The sequence below is a fragment of the Chloroflexota bacterium genome (assembly GCA_016197225.1).
In the GTDB taxonomy this organism is placed as follows: domain Bacteria; phylum Chloroflexota; class Anaerolineae; order Anaerolineales; family VGOW01; genus VGOW01.
This window is the reverse complement of record JACPWC010000071.1, coordinates 48239-66898: the sequence shown is the minus strand read 5'-3', so window position 1 is coordinate 66898 and position 18660 is coordinate 48239. Positions and strand designations below refer to the sequence as shown.

The 18660-nt window shown below is 58.3% G+C and carries 15 protein-coding genes; 1 reads left to right on the top strand and 14 read right to left on the bottom strand.

What is annotated here, in order from left to right; all coding sequences use genetic code 11:
• Positions 1 to 146: 146 nt before the first annotated feature.
• The 5 genes from HYZ49_13305 to HYZ49_13285 are packed head-to-tail and all read right to left on the bottom strand — an operon-like array spanning position 147 to position 5159.
• Positions 147 to 770, bottom strand: a complete 624-nt coding sequence (locus tag HYZ49_13305) for a hypothetical protein (protein MBI3243261.1) — start codon at positions 768 to 770, stop codon at positions 147 to 149.
• A 15-nt stretch (positions 771 to 785) separates the two neighbouring features.
• On the bottom strand, positions 786 to 1004 hold the full coding sequence (locus HYZ49_13300; GenBank protein ID MBI3243260.1) for a hypothetical protein: 219 nt from the start codon (positions 1002 to 1004) through the stop codon (positions 786 to 788).
• A gap of 56 nt (positions 1005 to 1060) precedes the next feature.
• Entirely contained in the window at positions 1061 to 2890 is a 1830-nt protein-coding gene (locus HYZ49_13295) for an ATP-binding protein (protein MBI3243259.1), read from the bottom strand.
• A 2-nt stretch (positions 2891 to 2892) separates the two neighbouring features.
• Positions 2893 to 4035: a DNA double-strand break repair nuclease NurA gene (locus tag HYZ49_13290; protein MBI3243258.1), complete on the bottom strand. Its 1143-nt coding sequence runs from the start codon at positions 4033 to 4035 to the stop codon at positions 2893 to 2895.
• The gene (locus HYZ49_13285; protein MBI3243257.1) at positions 4032 to 5159 is read right to left on the bottom strand and encodes a DUF4338 domain-containing protein; all 1128 of its coding nucleotides are present in this window, start codon (positions 5157 to 5159) and stop codon (positions 4032 to 4034) included. The genes HYZ49_13290 and HYZ49_13285 overlap by 4 nt, the downstream gene beginning before the upstream one ends.
• A 158-nt stretch (positions 5160 to 5317) precedes the next feature.
• Between HYZ49_13285 and HYZ49_13280 the strand changes: the two genes are divergently transcribed.
• Positions 5318 to 6991 carry a glutamine--tRNA ligase/YqeY domain fusion protein gene (locus tag HYZ49_13280; GenBank protein MBI3243256.1) on the top strand — a complete coding sequence of 558 codons (1674 nt, stop codon included), beginning with the start codon at positions 5318 to 5320 and terminating at the stop codon, positions 6989 to 6991.
• On the opposite strand, the gene HYZ49_13275 is transcribed toward HYZ49_13280, so the two are convergent.
• From HYZ49_13275 to HYZ49_13235, 9 genes are all read right to left on the bottom strand, one after another.
• Positions 6986 to 8407, bottom strand: a complete 1422-nt coding sequence (locus HYZ49_13275; GenBank protein ID MBI3243255.1) for an NAD(P)/FAD-dependent oxidoreductase — start codon at positions 8405 to 8407, stop codon at positions 6986 to 6988. The two genes, HYZ49_13280 and HYZ49_13275, sit on opposite strands and share 6 nt — an antisense overlap.
• A gap of 91 nt (positions 8408 to 8498) precedes the next feature.
• A complete protein-coding gene (locus HYZ49_13270; GenBank protein MBI3243254.1) occupies positions 8499 to 9269 on the bottom strand; it encodes a hypothetical protein in 771 nt (256 codons plus the stop codon).
• A 14-nt stretch (positions 9270 to 9283) separates the two neighbouring features.
• The gene (locus HYZ49_13265) at positions 9284 to 9637 is read right to left on the bottom strand and encodes an STAS domain-containing protein (protein MBI3243253.1); all 354 of its coding nucleotides are present in this window, start codon (positions 9635 to 9637) and stop codon (positions 9284 to 9286) included.
• Between the two features lie 109 nt (positions 9638 to 9746).
• Positions 9747 to 10094, bottom strand: coding sequence for an STAS domain-containing protein (locus tag HYZ49_13260; GenBank protein MBI3243252.1), 348 nt, complete (start codon positions 10092 to 10094; stop codon positions 9747 to 9749).
• On the bottom strand, positions 10084 to 11703 hold the full coding sequence (locus tag HYZ49_13255) for a SpoIIE family protein phosphatase (protein MBI3243251.1): 1620 nt from the start codon (positions 11701 to 11703) through the stop codon (positions 10084 to 10086). Before HYZ49_13255 ends, HYZ49_13260 begins: the two co-directional genes overlap by 11 nt.
• A gap of 155 nt (positions 11704 to 11858) precedes the next feature.
• On the bottom strand, positions 11859 to 13337 hold the full coding sequence (locus HYZ49_13250; protein MBI3243250.1) for an NAD(P)/FAD-dependent oxidoreductase: 1479 nt from the start codon (positions 13335 to 13337) through the stop codon (positions 11859 to 11861).
• Positions 13334 to 14611, bottom strand: coding sequence for a hypothetical protein (locus HYZ49_13245; GenBank protein MBI3243249.1), 1278 nt, complete (start codon positions 14609 to 14611; stop codon positions 13334 to 13336). The genes HYZ49_13250 and HYZ49_13245 overlap by 4 nt, the downstream gene beginning before the upstream one ends.
• A gap of 46 nt (positions 14612 to 14657) precedes the next feature.
• The gene (locus HYZ49_13240; GenBank protein MBI3243248.1) at positions 14658 to 15911 is read right to left on the bottom strand and encodes a hypothetical protein; all 1254 of its coding nucleotides are present in this window, start codon (positions 15909 to 15911) and stop codon (positions 14658 to 14660) included.
• A 3-nt stretch (positions 15912 to 15914) separates the two neighbouring features.
• Complete coding sequence (locus tag HYZ49_13235) at positions 15915 to 18653, bottom strand: protein kinase (GenBank protein ID MBI3243247.1); 2739 nt, start codon at positions 18651 to 18653, stop codon at positions 15915 to 15917.
• Between the last annotated feature and the right edge of the window lie 7 nt (positions 18654 to 18660).

Below are 18660 nucleotides of genomic sequence, written 5' to 3'. Positions count from 1 at the left end.
CCGATATGCCCCAGATTGTTCCTTAAAACACAATCGGAGCGTATGACAATCGTCATATTCAGGCCGGGCCGGGAATAAAAAAAGCGCCCTCACGGTGAGGGCGCTTCAAACAAATGACAAATATCATGTGTTTCTTACTGCAGAGGCTATGACATCCCTTCCTCAGGCGGGGCGGTTTGCGCGCCCTGCCAGAGCCGTTGATACTCGGCGCGGACGCTGGCATCCAACTGCCCGGCCAACTCCAGCGGCAGTTTCAAGATGGCGATCAATTCCTGAACGTCGGCCAGGTCTTTGAGCCGGTGGGAGGCCGAGAGGCCGGAAGCCAGCTTGAGTTCGACGAGCTTCTCCAACGCCAAAACCCACAAGCCGTCCCGCTCCACGCGGGCCAAAACCGGATCAGGAAACGCCACCGGTTTCGGTTTGCCGTCGCCCGGATACTCACCGGTCGTCATCACTTCGACCTTGACGCCGGTGCGCGTGTCGCGGAAAGATTTTGAGGCGGTGGCAAAGGCCGGCAAATACCCCAACCCGACAAATTTCTCCTTGAAAAGGCGCAATGTCTCAGGCGTCATCAGAATGTCCACGTCTTCGGTGAAACGGCGGTAGCCGTGCGCCGCCAGGGCCAGGCCGCCGATCAGCGCGTACTCCAGCCCCTCTTCCCTCAACCGGGTTGCCAGGGCGCGAAGCGTTTCGTAGACATCGCCTTCCTTCATAAAGAAACGGCTCCCTTCCTGATACACATCCCAAATGGAGGGTGGGGTGGCTTGCATGTTCACGGTTAGCGTTCAGTTCTTGCGATTATCAGCCAGCTTCATGGCGTCCATCAGTTTTCGGCCAGTTCCAAACGAATTGTAAGGAGTGGGCAGATAGTAAATCCTGTTGGGTTGAAATGGAAAAACAGCCTCGGTTTTGGCGTCCAGTTCTTCAGCGAGAATACGAATCAGCCTGAGTTTGTCTTGCGCCGGCAGTTGCTGGACGGTGGGGAGAATTTCTGCAAGGGTCATAGCGAACTCCTATCCTGGGGCAATTGGTAGGCTACTCCATACTATGGTTTGACTCTCTATGGCTTATCCAAGCCATTCGCCTTCAAAAAGTCGTCTGACTTATTGAAACTGCTCAGGAATAAAGGCGTTCCCGAAAAGGACAAAGGCGATACTGGCCCAATCGTCATGAATGAATATTCTCGCGATGATGTATCAAACGATGAGTGAGGGTCGCGGAATAATTGATACAGGTCAAGGGCTTTGCTTCGCCCGCCAACTAACTCGCTGAGGGCCTTGAACTCTGACCCCATGCCCAACCCAAAGCCAAAGAAAAAAATACGCAATTGTTCCAGAATCTCCCGATGCAGACTAGACAAGGTTTGACTTATGAACATCCAGCCCACGCCATACTTGCGCGTGGTTCGGGCTGCGTCAATCAATATGCCCCTAACGCTTTTTTTCTGGTCATTTTCAGGTTCTTCGCGTGGGGCGAGTCGGTGTGCTTCATCTATCAAGACAAGTGTATTGAGACTTCGGTTCTGTTTGTAGGCTTCTTCAGCGGTTCTGCGAATACCCTCCAGCAGACGCTTAATCACCAAAGCCTGGATTGTCTCGTTCCACAGCACCTCTACGGATTGCTCGGATTGCGCTTCTTCGTTAAACAATGGCCCTAAACTGCTACTACCACCCAGCGATATAGCCTGCTCAATTGACAGGTCAATTACTACAAGAGGACGGCGGTCTTTCTCTGGGTCAAATAAGCCGCGCAAAAGGGCTTCAACTTTCCGCGCACTCTTTCGGTCTTCCCTGAAAAGTTGAGCAACAGGTAGCCAGATTGTTCGATATATCTCATCAGGGTCGGCTTCTTGTATAGCTTCAGCGAATCTCTCAGCCGCTGCTCCTTCCTTTGCATAGATTTTGTTCTGCACCTTATCCTGTTTTAGTAATGCCCAAGCGCGGTCAAAGCTGCTTCGCTCATGCAACTTCGCCAGAGTTAACTTGGCCTTCTGCATTTCCAAAATGAGTTGGCCGGACGCTAACTCCGCCTTGTCGCGAGTCATAATTTGAAGTTCTCGAAAGAATCGCGACTCAGTAAGTATTTGCTCAAAGAGTTCCCATCGGTCGAGTATAAGGTCGCGGACGCTGTAAACTTGGGTTGACTTGTTGAGTTGATTGAGTACGGTTTTAGTCGGTAAAGTGAATTGCCCAAGCACCGACTCGCCTTTGGCTTCCTTTGCAAATTCTCCCTGCGGGTCAATGACCAGCATAGCCATCTTTGGATAACGCGCATAGGCCAGCAATATCATTTTCGCCAAAACTGATTTGCCTGAGCCAGTCTTGCCGAAGATGCCGAGGTGATAGGCCTCGCCTGCTCCATCTGGCCCTGTGTCAAAATGCTTAAACCATAAGGGCAGGTTGGGAGTAGAACCGTATACCTTGCCGAGGTAAAACAACTGCTGTCGATAAGGTGATAGCAGTTCATTGAGTACGCCATCATCAACTAAATGAATGGGCGTTCCGGTGGCTGGAACTGTGCCAAGAATGCTTGGCCTATAACCATTGGCTCCTCCGGCAAACACAGCACTGATGAGCATTTCGCCTTGATGGGTGTCTTGGCGTTCGCTAACAGCGTCAATACGCCCGCGTTGCCTAATGAGACTCCGCATCGTAGGGTCTTCGTGCCACACGTTTCGCAACGTCACTTCGGTGATTTGGCCGAGGGCATAGTGAGGACTGTTATCTTGCAGATACCGCAATAAAGCCAACTCACCAACGAGTTTTTTGCTGACTGCCCCGCCCATAATGTCTAGGGCCAACTCATTCGTTGAAGATGGCGAACCTATAACTCCGATTCGCTCAGACTGGTCTATCAGTTTGTCAACGTGGCTAGAAGTATCGTGTGTCATAGTCATCTACCTGTTTCAGTTCGATATCCGTGAAGCCCAAGGAATATATCTGCGACATCGCCTTGATATGCCTCGGCCATGTGCTGGCTTGTAATTTGTCTAAACGTTGGGATGGCTGTTGCAAGCGACTTAACCATACGGTCAGCCATATAAAGCGGGTAAGGTTCCATCATTGCGGGTGCGCCGCATTGATGTTTGATAGCATGTAACACGCTTGCAAGTCTAGCGGGGGTTTTGGCAACCGCGCGACTCATTTCAAGGCGCAAAGCAGGCAACCAAGGATATGGCCGGTAATACACCACCTGAATTTCATACAAGCGATTTGTGATGTCGTCGGCGAGTTCCGCCACACCCTTGGCCTTAATAGGGTTAGTATTCAAATGCCAAGGCTTTTCAGGCTTTTTCAACTCAACTGGTTGGGTAATTTCTCCTGGCTCTAGGATGCCAGTCAAAATAGAACGGTCATCTTGTGACTCTGGCCACTGCGATATTTCTCCTATTTCACGACGAGTAGTGTATTTAGGGATAGCCACCCAATACTTGTCGGAACGGTGCGCTTTGAGTATTGCCTGATAGGCTTCCAAAATGTCCTTCGCACGGGCCAGAAACTCCTGCGAAGTTTTCAAATGTTCTGCTTCCTGTATTTTGTTCAGTGCTTGATTGAAGAAGATGATTGGAGTGGTCAGCGACCCATCAAGAAAAACAACTTCATGAGGGGCTTGTACGGCTAGGCTTAACTCCATCCCCATCATCAAGGCTCTCGCTATTGTTCCGGTGTCGGGGTCGTGCGACTCGGTTTCAATCAAAACCTGATGGCGCGGTTCAGGCCAGAAACGGTTTTCTGACGGCGGGGTCAGTCCCTCCATAGCAACCGCTGCCACCGCTATCAAGTCAATAGCCAATAATCGCTCAATGGCAAATGCTCCATCTATTCCACAAGTTGTCGGGATGATGCCATACTCAAAATCAGATTCGCGGCCCAATAGCTTTGAGTCTGTCAGTTGATTGCGGCGGGCGGCCTTCTGTGATTGCAATTCATGGAATGAGTCCAGAAGGGCTTTTCCCACTTCCTGAGTGCGCTGTAGCACTTCGTCAACAAGCGCCGATGGCAAATCGGCAAAAGGGCGGTCGAAATTAGCATTCATGATTTCTTCAAAGTGAGCAAATGCTCAATTTGTTCTTTATCCCAAGCGTGCCAACCGTCGACTCTGTCGGCTCTCGGCAATAGCCACCGTTCGCACCACCAATCTACTAGGTCTTGAAACGATTGGTGATAGTAAACGGGGCGAGATGCTTTTCCGCTCATATAGTTTTCTAGATTAGAACTTAGTGGAAACAGAAAAGCCTCGCGCCTTACGCCATGCTTGAGTAATTGGCTTGGCAGGTCAAGCAGGCTAAAAACCCGTTTGTAGTTTTGCCACATGATGCGAGGGCCAACCCCAAAGCCGCCCCGTATAACTTCTCCTGATTTCTCTAGAAACTCGCAGACCAAAGGGTACAAAGGCGCGAGATGGAAACTGCCATATCCTTCCGTGTAACCGATTGAATATGCTATGGCACGGTTGTTGTAGTTTAGTCTGTTATAGATGCTGCTTCTTCCATAGGCGCTTGTTGTAGTGAGGGCAACGAGTCTTGCTGGCAAAGTCCGTTTATCAATTTCGGTAACTGCCCCGGTGTATTTTTTACTGTAAGCCTGCCTAACTTCGTTTGATGCGGCGGTCAGCGCAACTAATTTCCCGCCCAACAACCGATTGTAAGGGGGGATTGCGCCTAGCGTGTATATATCCATCGTTTGATTTACAAGCTCAATTTTTCGCCCTTCCGGGTAGTTGAATAGCTTGTCACGTACAGGAAAATCAAGTGGAGGGGACTGTAGACCAAGAACGCCAATTAATTTTTCGTTGGCTTCATCCAGTAAAACATATCTTAGCCGTCTGCCGTAACCCCGTGTAAATGGTAAAGACCACGTTAGCCGTGCAAGACGAAAAAGATTGGCCCAATGCTCGTCATTGACTTCTATCAGAATAGGTTTAATTTTTGCAGGGGCCATATCAATGCCGTCTGCAAAATACTTAGAATACTTGGGATAATTAGCCTTAATCCACTTTTGGTTTTTGAGCAGTTCGACTTGAACGGCTGGCTCATGCAAAGCGCGGAGGGAATCTTTTGTCTCCTCCGAGTCGGATTGTTTTACCTGCTTAAAATGCGCGAGTATCTTCCGACGGAGACTCTTGGCTGTTACTTCTTCTAGCTTATGTTTGGATACCATCACGCTGAATTATATGCCCAAGCTTGTGCCTGGGAAAGCCACTCGATAAGTTGCTCTACAGGCCAACACCCCTCTACAAGATGTTACCCACACTGAGCGGTATAATATCCCACATTCGGAATCAGACCACACCTCACCCTGTAAGCAACCACACCATTATGACTTCTGAGCCTACTGCCCCCCAACCCACCGACTTCATCCGCGCCGCCGTGGCCGAAGACCTGAAGGCGGGTCGCTTCAACCGCGTCCACACCCGCTTTCCGCCGGAGCCGAACGGCTACCTGCACATCGGCCACGCCAAAGCCATCAGCGTGGACTTCGGCATCGCCGCCGACTTTGGCGGCCAATGCAATCTGCGCTTCGACGACACCAACCCGGTCAAAGAAGATACCGAGTATGTCGAGAACATCATGGCCGACATCCGCTGGCTGGGCTACGACTGGGAAGACCGTCTCTTCTACGCCTCCGACTACTTCGAGCAACTCTACGAGTACGCCGTCAAGTTGATCAAGAAAGGCAAAGCCTACGTCTGCGACCTCACCGCCGACGAAGTGCGCGAGTATCGCGGCACGCTCACCGAGCCGGGCCAGGACAGCCCCTATCGCAACCGCCCGGTGGAGGAGAATCTGGATTTGTTCGCCCGGATGCGGGCCGGTGAGTTCCCCGATGGTGCCCGCACCCTGCGAGCCAGGATTGACATGACCGCCGGCAACATCAATATGCGCGATCCGGTGCTCTACCGCATCCTCCACGCCAGCCACCACCGCACCGGCGACGCCTGGTGCATTTACCCGATGTACGACTTCGCTCACGGCCAGAGCGACTCCATCGAAGGCGTCACCCACTCGCTGTGCTCATTGGAATACGAAGATCACCGGCCCTTGTATGATTGGTTGATTAGAGAATTGGAGATTTACGCCCCGCGCCAGATCGAGTTCGCCCGCCTCAATCTTTCCTACACGGTGGTGAGCAAGCGCAAGCTCTTGAAATTGGTGAAGGACGGCCTCGTGCGCGGCTGGGACGACCCGCGCATGCCCACCCTCACCGGCCTGCGGCGGCGCGGCTATACACCCGAAGCCATCCGCGATTTCTGCGCCCGCATCGGCGTCACCAAGATCAACGGCACGATTGACCTGGCCCTGCTGGAGCATTGCGTCCGCGACGACCTCAACAAGCGCGCGCCCCGGGTCATGGGCGTGCTCAAGCCCCTGCGCGTCGTCATCGAAAACTATCCCGAAGATCAGGTTGAGGAAATGGATGCAATCAACAACCCCGAGGACCCAACCGCCGGGACGCGCAAGGTGCCCTTCAGCCGCGTGCTCTACATCGAGCAGGACGACTTCCGCGAGAACCCGCCGCCCAAATATTTCCGCCTCGCGCCGGGCCGCGAGGTGCGCCTGCGCTACGCCTACTTCGTCAAGTGTGTGGAGGTGGTGAAGGATGCGAACGGCCAGGTGGTGGAATTGCGTTGCACCTGCGACCCGGCCACGCGCGGCGGCGACGCGCCCGATGGTCGTAAAGTGAAGGCCACCATTCACTGGGTGGCGGCCGCCACTGCGGTGGAGGCCGAAGTGCGTCTCTATGATCGCCTGTTCCAGAACCAGGACCCGGAAGCGAGTGGCGACTTCCTTTCCGACCTCAACCCGCATTCGTTGGAAGTCCTGCCTAAGTGCTACGTGGAGCCGTCACTGAAAGGGGCAACGGTCGGCGACCGCTACCAGTTCGAGCGCAACGGCTACTTCTGCGTAGATGCTGATTCGGCGGACGACCGGCTCGTCTTCAACCGCACCGTGTCGCTAAAGAGTGATTACCAAGTGCCCAAAACCTTATAGCCTTTCATCGCGCAAGGCCGTCTGCGCCGCAAAGTAGCCGCACATGCCGTGCACGCCGCCGCCCGGCGGGGTGGAAGCCGAGCAAAGATAGAGGCCGCGGGCTGGAGTGGCGTAAGGCGGAAAATGCCACGTGGGACGGGTGAAGAGTTGGCCAAAATCCTGCACCCCGCCGGTGATGTCGCCGCCGATGTAGTTGGGGTTGTATTGCTCCATCACTTTTGTCGAATGAGAGTGATGCGCCAGAATGCAATCGCGAAAGCCCGGCGCGAAGCGCTCGATTTGGGCAATGATGCGTTCGGTCATGTCAACGGTGGAGGCATGTGGCACGTGGCAGTAAGCCCAGGCCGTGTGCTGGCCCTGCGGCGCGCGTGAGCAATCGAATAGACTCTGCTGGGCCAGCAAGATGTAAGGCCGCTCGGCGGTTTCGTTCCGCCACACGGCGCTTTCGGAAGCGGCAATTTCCTCAAGCGTGCCGCCCAGATGCACCGTGCCGGCGCGTCGGCATGCTTCAGCTTTCCACGGGATCGGCTCACTCAAGGCAAAGTCAATCTTAAAGGCCCCCGGCCCGTAACGATACCGCTCCAGCGTGTTGCGATACGACGCCGGCAGGCGATCCTTTGCCAGATGCAGGAACTGGCGCGGGGTCACATCAAAAAGAACAGCGCGGGCGGACGGCAACTCATCCACCGAGTCCACTCGCGCATCAGTGACGATCTCGCCGCTCAGCGAACGAAGATAAGCCGCCATCGCGTTCACAATGGATTGCGAGCCGCCTTTGGCGACCGGCCAGCCGACGGCGTGGCCGAGGATGCCGAGCATGAAGCCGAAGGCGGCGGTGGGTGGGCGCTCCAACGGTTGGATCGAGTGGGCGGCCAACCCGGCGAACAAGGCCCTGGCCCGCCCGCCCCGAAAGAGAGTCTGAGCCAGAGTCCGGGCGGGCCAGATCGCCAGCAGGCCAAAGCGAGTCATGGCCAGCGGGTAGCGCGGAAAGCGCAACGGGCCGAGAAACTCGCGCATGATCTTTTCCCAGTCCGCCACGAGCGGTTTCATCAAGCGTTGATAGGTTTTTGAATCTGCGCCGAGCGAGTCGCCCGTGGCTTCAAGCGACCGATCCAGCACTGCCGCCGTGCCGTCGTCAAACGGGTGAGCCACAGGAATTGACGGCTGGATCCATTCCAGGCCGAATTCACTCAATGACAACGACCGGAAAAACGGGGAGGCCAATCCAAGAGGATGGGCGGCCGCGCACACGTCGTGGACGAAACCGGGCAGAGTCAGTTCGGCGGAGCGGGAGCCGCCGCCGATGGTGGAAGCGGCTTCGCGCACCAGCACTTTGCGCCCGGCCCGGGCGAGGGTAATGGCGGCGGCCAGCCCGTTGGGGCCGGCGCCGACGATGATGGCGTCGTAAATAGGCATAGGGTGGTTTGACGCAAAGCCGCCAAGGGGCAAAGGGCGCAAGGTTTCTTTTTCATTCCTTTGCGTCCCTGCGTCTTGGCGTCGAAGTCTTTCAGCCGCGTTTGAAAACTTTCCTGGTCAGCGTCAGCGGCATGTACAGCGCCGTGCGCAGGGCGGCGTTGTGCCAGACGTTCTTCGCTTCGCTCCACTGCACGCGCGGATCTACAAGCGTGTTCTTCTGCCCGACTTTGATGTTCTGCGCGCCGAGGTGGGTTGCCAGATTGGTGAGTGTGGCATGCCAGTGCGTGTCTTCAGTCTTGTGGACGACGCCGAGGCGACAGCCAAGTTCGTAGACAGGATCGTTGGCGCGGATGAGAACCTGGATTTGCGCCACCGGGCCATCTTCGTCTTCGTGGGCGCTGAAGGTGATCATGCCGGCAAACATGTGGCCTTCGGGCGTCATGAAGCTGAAAGAGACGTCGTCGGCGTAGATGACCAGGACGCCGGTGGAGATGAGGGGCGCGCCGCCGGGGCCGGTCATGCCGCCCGGCCCGGCCAGGTTGAGCAGGGCCACTTCGCCCGGCGCAATGCCGATGATGGAGCCATAAAAGCGGTTGCCCTTCTGCCAGAAACTGCCAAAGTTCTTCTTCCAAATGTTGATGATGTCGGCAGGCGATTGTTGGACGCCCGGCAGGCGCACCGAGTAGGTTTTCTGCCACATCTGCCCAAAGCCTTTGAGCGGCCCGGTGAGGCGGCGGCCATCCACGTTCAGGTTGACGGCCTCGCGCGGGACGTCCTCGGTTTTGAGTTTAGTGACCGGCACAGCCCACGAGGCGACGTGGGGATTCTCGTCTTCGGGAAGAGAGGAGGATTGGGTGCTCATGCGTTCTCCATTGATCAGCCAGCCGTGGCGATTGCATCGGCTTCGGTATTGAAGATGCCGATAGCTTCGTTGAGGCGGGTCAACTCAAAAATCTGCTGGTAGTGCTGGCTCAGGCCGCAGGCCAGCAGGTGTTGCTTTTGCCGGTTGGCGCGCACGAGCAGAGTCACCAGCAGGCCGATGCCGGAACTGTTCATGTATTCGAGGCCGCTGAAATTCAGGATGATGATGCGCGCACCGGCGGCGGTGGCCTGAGTGTAAGCATCCGACAAGGCCGCCTCGGCGGCGGCGGTGATGTCGCCTTTGATGTCCACCACACTGGCGTGGCTATTAAGTGAACGCACGGTGAGAGTCGCTTTAGCCGGGGTCATGGCATTCCTCATTCTGGATTTCGGATTGGGGATTTTGGATTGACAACCGCTTCCGTCGGGAGGGAGCCGTCATATCCGTAATCAAAAATCTAAAATCCTAAATCGAAAATTACTGGGCCGCGAGGGCGCTGGCCTCGTCGGGATAGATGTTCATGAAATCGGACAGCCGGGTGATCTGGAAGATTTCGACATAGTGACTGCTCAGGCCGGTGGTGAACAACCGCTGGCCCGACTTGCGCGCTTGCGCCAGCAGGCCGACGATGAGGGCGATGCCGGTGCTGTTGATGTAGTCTACGCCGCTGAAGTTGAGCAGGATAATTTTAGGATGGGCCTGGTTGGCTTCGGTATAGGCGTTGTTCAGAACTTCTTCGGCAAAGGAATTGATCTCGCCGCGCAAGTCAATAATCGCAGTTGAGTTTGCCTGGCGCACGCTTGTGGATAGTGTGTTATTGGGCATGCCCGTCTCCTTGAAGAGTTACGATGAGTTCGAGGGTGTGGTGCGCCTCGTTGCTGATCACGTTCATCTTGTCCACCATCTTCTCGATGAGGAACAACCCCCAGCCGCGCGGCGTTTGCAGGCCGGCCAGCTTGGCGTCCAGATCGGGGGTGGCCGCCGCCACCGGCTTGTTGCCAGCCAGAGCGTGATCGGTGATGCGCACCGCCAACGCGTCCCGGGCCGCCGACACTAACACGGCGATTTCCACGTTCAGGTCGGGCCGGTTCTGGTTGCCGTGCTCGATGGCGTTCATCGTGCCTTCGGCCACTGCCGTCTTCAATTTTTCAAAACGGGCCGAGGGCAGGTTCAGGTCCTTCACTACCTCGGCCACGCGTTGCATGGCTTCACGTTCGTTGCCGGGTTCGCTGGGGACAGTAAAGGCGGCAATGGTTTGCCAGGAGGCGGCTTCCCCCCCATCCTCTGCTTCACCACGTTGAACGACCACCATCGTCGTATCGTCTTCCTGTTCCCAGTCCGGGCCGGTGAAGGTTTTGAGTTCGTCGAGCAAAAATTCAATCACGCTCGCGCCGCCCTTGTGTTCGCCAACCAGCCGCCCCAGGCGCGGGAACCCGAACATATCGCGCCGGGCATTGTGGGCTTCCACCAGGCCGTCGCTGTAGAAAAGGATGCTCTCGCCGGGGGCGATCATCTTTTCTTTTTCTTCGTAGTTCATGCCCGACATCAGGCCGAGCGGCATCCCGCGCGCACGCAGTTCGGTTGCGCCGGCGCCCGACCAGGCATAGGGCAAATCGTGGCCGGCGTTGGCGTAGTGCAAGCGCCCAGTGGTCGAGTCGAGGATGGCGTACAGGCAGGTGACGAACATCTTGGGCGGGATGTCGGGGCAGATCAGGTTGTTGACTTGCGCCAGCACTTGCCCGGGGGTGTCGAATTGGAGGGCGGCCGTGCGCAAGAGCGCGTGGGCGGTGGCCATGACCAGGGCCGCCGGTACGCCTTTGTCGGTGACATCGCCGATCACCAGACCCAGGCGGCCATCGGGCAAATAGATGAAGTCGTAAAAGTCGCCGCCCACCGAGCGCGCGGGTTGGTAATAGGCGGCCACGTTCCAGCCGGCCAGGGCGGGTAATTCTTTAGGCAGAAGCGTTTGCTGGATCAGGCGCGCGACGCGCAATTCCTGTTCCAACCGTTCACGGGCTTGCGCTTCGAGTTGTTGCTGGCGCACCAGTTGCGCCACGCGCACCGCCGGCCCGGCCTGCGTGGCCAGGTTGCTCAACAGCCCGCGGTCGTCGCTGGAATAGTCCTGCTCACTGCGGCGATGGTCGAGGCTGACCACGCCAATGAGTTCACCCTGGCTGACCAGCGGCACTATCAGTTTGACCCGGGCCGCCTTCAACACTTTCAGCGCGGGCGAGTCCATATTGAGTCGTTCGATCTCCACTGTGCCGGGCGAACTCTGGAAATAGACCGCCAGCGGGTCGTTGGGCGCAATTTCAAGGGTGAGCGCCTTGACCGGGCGGGCCGGTTGGGCCGCCGGCTGTTGAGGCGTCTCGGTTGCCGCCGGTTGGCTTTGACCGGTCAGCGTTTGCCAGAAAGATCTCAGTAAAGTGGTCATTTCAACTCCAGTCTACAGGATAAGCGTTTGCGGATCGTTACGAAGAGCGTTACGGGCTTATCCGCAGATTTCGCAGATTTACGCAGATTTTTCGATTTATCTGCGGAAATTTGTGTTCATCTGCGTCCCATTTATTTCCCTTGCGCCTTTGCATCTTAGCGTCCTTGCGTTAAAGCGCTTCGTTGGCCGAGAGCGCGCCAGTGCGGCGCGAGCGGGGTCACCGCCAATTCGTGTGCGGACTGCCGCGCCGCCAGGCCGACGATTTCGGTGAAGGTCGGGTAGGCCAGTTCCAGTTCGGCTAACTGCTCGATTTGCAGTCCGGCCGCCATGCCGGTGGCAATCAATTGTACGACTTCCACCGCCTGCTCGCCGACGACGTGTGCGCCTAACAGTTGGCGCGTGGCTCGCGAAACAATCAGCTTGCAGAACCCGTCCGGGCGGCCATCAATCACGGGCCGATCCAGTTCGGCGTAAGACACTCGCGCCACAACGCAATCCGGCTCGGCGGCCCGCGCCTGCGCTTCGGTGAAGCCCACACTGCCGTATTCTGGGTCGGTGAAGCCGCCGTGCGGCACGATCCGATGTTCGTATTTGCGCGCCAGGCCCAGCACGGCGTTCTCGGCGGCCACCCGCGCTTCGTAACCGGCGCTCTGCACCAGCATCATCCGCCCGGTGATGTCGCCGGCGGCAAAGATGTGCGGCGCGGTCGAACGCAGAAAATCGTCCACTACCACGTAACCGTGTTCGGTCTTGATACCCGCCGCTTCGGCATTCAACCTTTCAACGTTGCCGGCCCAACCGGTCGCCATGATGACCGCTTCCACTTCCAGGGAGAGAACGTCGGCGCCGGATTTGTAGTGGAGGCAGAGTCCCGACCCGATCTTGTCAATCTGGTGGACGCCGCCGATGCCGGTAATGATCTTGATCCCGTGTTTCCGAAAACCATTTGCGATCTCCGCCGACACATTTTCATCCTCGGCGGGCAGGATGCGGGGCGCGAGATCAAGTAAGTGAGTCTGCGCGCCGAAAGCGGCGAGGATAGAAGCCAGTTGACAACCGGTGGCCGCCGCCCCGACGACGGCGACCGAGCGTGGCAGACTCCGCATCGTCCACACGTCGCTGTGTGTGAGGGCATATTCACTGCCGGGGAAATTCAATCGTCGGGCATGGCCGCCGACACAGAGAATGAACTTATCAGCTTTCAGTATTGTAGTAGCGACTTCAGTCGCTGGCGAACGACTAAAGTCGTTACTACCGGCAAGGACCAGCGTGTGCGCGTCCACGAAACGCGCTTCGCCAACCTCCGCCAGCACTTTAACCCCGGCCTCTTCCAGGTGGCTGAGCAGTTGCTTCTTCTCTTGCAGGCGGTAGATCGTTTGCTGGACTCGCGCCAGCAATTCGGCCAGGTCCACAGTGGGCGGCTGGCCGATCAGCCCGTAATCGCCAAACTGTTCGGCCTCGCGGACGAGACGGGCCGCTTTGGCCAGCACCCGCGTCGGCGCGCAACCGTCGTTGGTGCAAACACCGCCGAGTCGTCCGCGTTCTACCAGGGTCACGTTTGCGCCCAGTTCGCGGGCGCGCAGGGCGGCGGTGACACCTGCCGGCCCGCCGCCAACTACAATAATGTTCGTCATCGTTGATCGTTGATCCCTTTCCTGGAGATCGCGGTCTCGGTCGGCTTCAGCCACAAGGCCACACTCTCCGGTTGCATCGTCTCGTCCACCACTTCCACCAGCCGCGCCGTCAACTTGTCCAAATCCGTCTCATCGCGGCAGGTCGCGGCGAACTCGGCCAGCGTCTTGGCCGCGTCGTACTTCTTGCGATAGAAGCGGCGGTCAATGAAATCCTGCACGCGGTTGCGAAGCGGGAAGAACAGGGCGGCGATGGTGAGGGTGGAAATGACAATGCTGACGGCGGACGATTGGCCGCTGATGGCAGTAAAAATGCCTTGCAAAACCACCACACTGCCGAAGTAAGTGAGAGCGAGGAGGCCAGAGAGAATCGAGTAGATGAGCGTCCGGCGGATGAGGAGGTCAATGTCCCACAGCCGGTAGCGGAGCATGGCCACGCCCATAGAGAAAGCGAAAAAACCATAGCCCCCCAGATAGAGCGCCAAGCCGATCAATAACCCGGTGATTCGGGTGGGCGAGGGCTGCGACGAGGGAAAAATGGAGTTACTGACAACGTAATTAATCCCAACGACGAAAGTGGCTGACAAACCAAGCAGCACCCACTTCGTCTGCTGGCGCTCTACCGCGTTCGAGACGCGGAAGTAGCGATAGACCATCGCATAAAGCGAAAGGGTGACCCAGATAATGGTCAAGGCGGCATTCGGCCCCGCCCATTGCGGCGAAAAATAAGCCGCCAGACTCGTGAGGGTAAACCCAGCTGTGAGTGGAATGACAATCCAACGTGTCCAGCGCGGCTCGGGACGTCCATTGGGAAACACGAACGGGAGCGGATTAAAGAGCGCAGCCCCAATTGCAAACAACAAGGCAATGGCGACATTAAGCACGCCCATATTTCCAAACCCGCCCTCAATCAGAGTCGTCATCAGCGAGCCGGACAGCATCATCGCCACCCAGTCATCCGACCTGCGCCAGAAGATGATGATGCCTACCACGACCAGGCTCAGCCGGGCAACAATCGCTAATGCCAGAGTGACGGCGAATAATGGGATCGGCAGCCCCATTTGTTCGGCAATCTGCGCGTCTTCGCGGCTGATGAATACCTGCGTGCAGGCGGCATCGGGGGCTATGCAGCTGGGCAAGGGCGCGCGAATGGTTTTCACCGTGCCGACGAGGAACAGTGTAAGCGTGGCAAGGCTTATGAGAATCCAGGCGGCGCGTGCCAGGTGAACCCAGGGCGGGCGCAGCGTCGTATTTGATTCGGAGGCAATTGTATTCATCAGGTTAAACCTTTAACGCAAAGACGCAAGGTCGCAAAGATTCTTTTCATTCCTTTGCGCCCTCGCGCCTTTGCGGCTTTGCGTTAGAGTCTTTTAGCCACAGCGTCACACTTTCAGGTTGCATCGTCTCGTCTACCACTTCCACCAGCCGTGCTGTCAGTTTATCCAAATCCGTCTCGTCGCGGCAGGTGGCGGCGAACTCGGCGATGACTTTAGCCGCGTCGTACTTTTTGCGAAAGAAGCGGCGGTCAATGAAATCTTGCACCCGGTTGCGAAGCGGGAAGAACAGGGCGGCGATGGCGAGAGTGGAGAGGACGAGGACGACCGGCGACTGCTGGCCGGTGACTGCTGTGAAAATACTTTGCAGGACGACGATACTGCCAAAGTAGGTGAAGGCAAGCAGGCCGGTCAACACCGAGTATTGCAGGGTGCGGCGGATGAGGATGTCAATGTCGTACAGGCGATGCCGCAGAATGGCCAGCGCAATCGAAACGGGCAGAACACACAACGAGAGCCACCACAGCGCGCCGTTCAGAGGCCCCCACCAGGGAATGCGCCTGCCTTTCGGGATGGCCTCCAAGATCGAGTACGGGATCGTCAAGACAACTATCAGGGCAAAGAAAAGCACGAAGCCATACAGCACCCATTTCGTCTGCTGGCGCTCGTCGAAATTCGACACCCGGCGATAGCGGTGGACTTGCGCGCCGAGCGCCGCGAGGAGGAGCGCCCCCAGACCGAATTCGCCCACGAGGGTCGCGGGCGTGGGGGTCGAAAACCATTGGCTCACCGGCGTCGAGGCCAGCAGTGGCAGGAGAAAAAGCGAGATGACCAGGAGGCCCCGGCTCCAGCGCGGGACAAATCTCCCGTTCGGAAAAAGGAAACCGAAGGCAATCATTGGCGCCGTCAGCAGACCGGTCTGGGCCAGCAGGGCAAACTCACTGCCCGGGCCGCCAAAATCAAAAAGCGCTTCCAGCGGCCCCGCCATCATCGTGCCGTAGCCGAGCAGAAAGAATGACAGGAACAGCGCCATGCCGTCGCGCGCTTTGCGCCTGAACAGCAGAACCGCGACGGCAAGGGAGACGACCGCGGCGAGAACGGAAGCAAACGTGCCGATGAAATCCATCGCGAAGACGAACTCGGGCGGCCCGTCCACGAGCTGGTTGGCCGCCTCCACCAGGACTCTGGCGTAGTAGTGTGGCAGGGCGGCGATGAGAATGCCGAACGCCAGCACAGCCGTCACAACCCACGCGTAGCGCATGAGGCGGAGCCAGGGGTTAGGAACAACTTCCAGTTTTTTCATGGCTTATCTACTTCCCAATTCGCGTATCAGCGCCAGGCCGCTTTCCACCAGGGTGCTGGCGCGGTCATGGTCGCCCTGCGGCAAGGCGGCCAACCCTAAGTTATTCAGGGCCAGGGCCATGCCCCAGCGGTCGCCCAGCTTTTGAAACAGACTCAAGCTCTCCTGGCACAACTGCGTGGCCCGGGCCGCGTCGCCACGCGAGAGGGCGGCCAGACCGAGGTTGGTCAACGCGCTGGCCGTCCCCCAATCATCGCCCATTTTTTTGAAAGCGGCGAGACTTGCCTCACACAGAGCCGTCGCCTCTTCAGTGCGCGTTTGGGCCAACAGCGAAGCGCCGAGATCGTTTTGCGCGTAAGCGGCCCCACTCGCCGCGCCGGCCTGCTTGAATAGAGTCAGACTCTCCTCAAACAATGCCGAAGCCGTGGCCGTGTCGCCGCGTTCGTTATGGAGCGCGGCCACGCCGTACAGGGCGCGAGCGAGCGGAACAGGATCGGGCGACGGATGTTCGCGGGCCAGCGCCCGAATCTCGTCCAGCCATTTGAGGCCTTCGCTGAGGTGGCCGCGCAAAAGCCAGAAACGCCACAGGGCGCTGCCGAGGCGAAGAACAGTGGGCAGACTGCGGCGCGCGAGCGACCCGGCCAGCGCGGCGATGAGATTGTGATGCTCGGCTTCAAACTGGTTGAGAGCGGCAATTTGATCGCGGCCCTGAAGTTGCGGCGCGGCGGCCTCGGCCAGCGCCAGGTAGTGCGTTGCATGCAAAGTCTGATAGCGCGCCAGTTCGCCGCCCGCCTGCAATTTTTCAAGCGCATACTCGCGGATGGTTTCAAACATTGTAAAGCGCGGCTCGGCGGCGGCGGTTTCGGTCTGACGTAGAAGACTGTTATCTACCATGACGGTGAGGCCGTCGAGGATCGAGTATTCAGGGTTGACCGGCTCTGCTCCCAGAACCGCCTCGGCGGACTCCAGGGTGAAGCCGCCGCTGAACACCCCCAGCCGCGCAAACAGAATCCGCTCGTCTTCTTCGAGCAGATTGTAGCCCCAGTCAATCGCGCCGCGCAGGGTGCGCTGGCGGGCCGGGAGATCGCGCGCGCCGCCGGTGAGCAGTTTGAGACGGCTGTCGAGGCCGTTGAGGATGGCCGAGAGAGAAAGCAATTTGATGCGCGGCGCAACCAGTTCGATGGCCAGAGGCAGGCCGTCGAGTTTGGCGCAAATTTGAGCAACCGTGATCGCGTTGTCGTGGGTGAGGGTGAAGTTGGGTTTCACCGCCTGAGCGCGCTCGGCGAAGAGAGAAATGGCGGTGTATCGAGTCAGGTCGGCGGCCCCTTCCGCACCCGGCGAAGTCAGTTGATTCAGATCAGGCACGGCCAGCGGCGGCACAGGGAATTCGTGTTCGCCATAGACGCGCAAGGCGGCGCGGCTGGTCGCCAGCACTTTCAAGCCCGGTGAAGCAATTAGCAACTCGGCGATGAGTGGCGCGGCTTCCAACACTTGCTCGAAGTTGTCCAGCACCAACAAGACTTGCCGGGATTGTAAGTGCGCCTTGAGGTGATCGAGTAGTGCGCGTTCGCCTTCTTTGACGCCGAGGGCCTGGGCAACGGCGGTGATGACGAAATCGGGTTCGCGAATCTCGGCGATAGGAACGAAGAAGACGCCGTCGGCAAATTCGGGCAGGAGGGTGCTGGCGACTTGCAAACTGAGGCGGGTCTTGCCCGCGCCGCCCGGGCCGGTGAGAGTCGCCAGACGCACCTCAGGCTGGCGGAGGAGCGCGCACACTTCAGAAAGTTCCTGTTGGCGGCCAATGAACGAAGTGGGCTGGGCGGGCAGGTTGTGCGGCGGCAAGGGGCGGAGGTTGACGGAGGGAGCGGCGGCCAGATCGGGGGGCGCGGCGCTCGTCGGCGAGAGGAAAAAGTTGAGATGCGCCGCCAGTTCGTCGGCGGATTGAATGCGGGTTTCGGGCCGTTTGCTCATGGCCTTGAGGATGACTTGCTCCAGGCCTTCGGGCAGGTCGGGGTTGAGGGTGCGCGGGGGGGCGGCGGCCTGGTTGAGGTGCATGAGGATGAGGGCGATGGCCGAGTCGGCCTCAAAGGGGAGTTGACCGGTGACCAGTTCGTAGAGGAGGACGCCGAGGGCGTAAATGTCCACCCGTTTATCGCCCGCCTGCCCCAGCGCCTGCTCGGGGGCCATGTAAGCGGGCGTGCCCAGGATGGCCCCGGAGGTGGTGAAGCGCGAGGCCGACATGAGCTTAGCCAGGCCGAAGTCGGTGAGGATGACGCGGCCCTGTCGTTCGAGCATGATGTTGGCCGGCTTGATGTCGCGGTGGACGATGTCGCGGGCGTGGGCGTAACTGAGGGCGTGAGCGGCGTCGCGGACGACGCGGACGGCTTCGGCGAGCGGCAGGCGCTCTTTGCGTTCGGCCAGTTCGGCTAAACGCGCGTCGAGGGTGAGGCCGTCAATGAACTCCATCACCATGTAAGCCGCGCCCTCGGCCCAGTCGAAGTCAATGACCTGGACGATGTTGGGATGATGCAGGGCGGCGACACTGCGGGCCTCACGCTGGAAGCGCTGTTGGAACTGCGGGTCTTCGGCCAGGAAGGCGTGCATGAACTTGATGGCGACGTGGCGATCGAGGCTTTCCTGGTAGGCCTTGTAGACCTCGGCCATGCCGCCCCGCCCCAGGCGCTCGCCGAGCCGGTAACGGCCACCGATGAGGGCGCCAGGTTGCTTGAGATCTGTGTCAGTCACTCAATGT

Excerpts from the sequence above, each read along its gene's own strand:
- HYZ49_13305 (MBI3243261.1), bottom strand. The coding sequence starts at position 770 with ATGCAAGCCACCCCACCCTCCATTTGGGATGTGTATCAGGAAGGGAGC.
- HYZ49_13300 (MBI3243260.1), bottom strand. The coding sequence starts at position 1,004 with ATGACCCTTGCAGAAATTCTCCCCACCGTCCAGCAACTGCCGGCGCAA.
- HYZ49_13295 (MBI3243259.1), bottom strand. The coding sequence starts at position 2,890 with ATGACACACGATACTTCTAGCCACGTTGACAAACTGATAGACCAGTCT.
- HYZ49_13290 (MBI3243258.1), bottom strand. The coding sequence starts at position 4,035 with ATGAATGCTAATTTCGACCGCCCTTTTGCCGATTTGCCATCGGCGCTT.
- HYZ49_13285 (MBI3243257.1), bottom strand. The coding sequence starts at position 5,159 with ATGGTATCCAAACATAAGCTAGAAGAAGTAACAGCCAAGAGTCTCCGT.
- HYZ49_13280 (MBI3243256.1), top strand. The coding sequence starts at position 5,318 with ATGACTTCTGAGCCTACTGCCCCCCAACCCACCGACTTCATCCGCGCC.
- HYZ49_13275 (MBI3243255.1), bottom strand. The coding sequence starts at position 8,407 with ATGCCTATTTACGACGCCATCATCGTCGGCGCCGGCCCCAACGGGCTG.
- HYZ49_13270 (MBI3243254.1), bottom strand. The coding sequence starts at position 9,269 with ATGAGCACCCAATCCTCCTCTCTTCCCGAAGACGAGAATCCCCACGTC.
- HYZ49_13265 (MBI3243253.1), bottom strand. The coding sequence starts at position 9,637 with ATGACCCCGGCTAAAGCGACTCTCACCGTGCGTTCACTTAATAGCCAC.
- HYZ49_13260 (MBI3243252.1), bottom strand. The coding sequence starts at position 10,094 with ATGCCCAATAACACACTATCCACAAGCGTGCGCCAGGCAAACTCAACT.
- HYZ49_13255 (MBI3243251.1), bottom strand. The coding sequence starts at position 11,703 with ATGACCACTTTACTGAGATCTTTCTGGCAAACGCTGACCGGTCAAAGC.
- HYZ49_13250 (MBI3243250.1), bottom strand. The coding sequence starts at position 13,337 with ATGACGAACATTATTGTAGTTGGCGGCGGGCCGGCAGGTGTCACCGCC.
- HYZ49_13245 (MBI3243249.1), bottom strand. The coding sequence starts at position 14,611 with ATGAATACAATTGCCTCCGAATCAAATACGACGCTGCGCCCGCCCTGG.
- HYZ49_13240 (MBI3243248.1), bottom strand. The coding sequence starts at position 15,911 with ATGAAAAAACTGGAAGTTGTTCCTAACCCCTGGCTCCGCCTCATGCGC.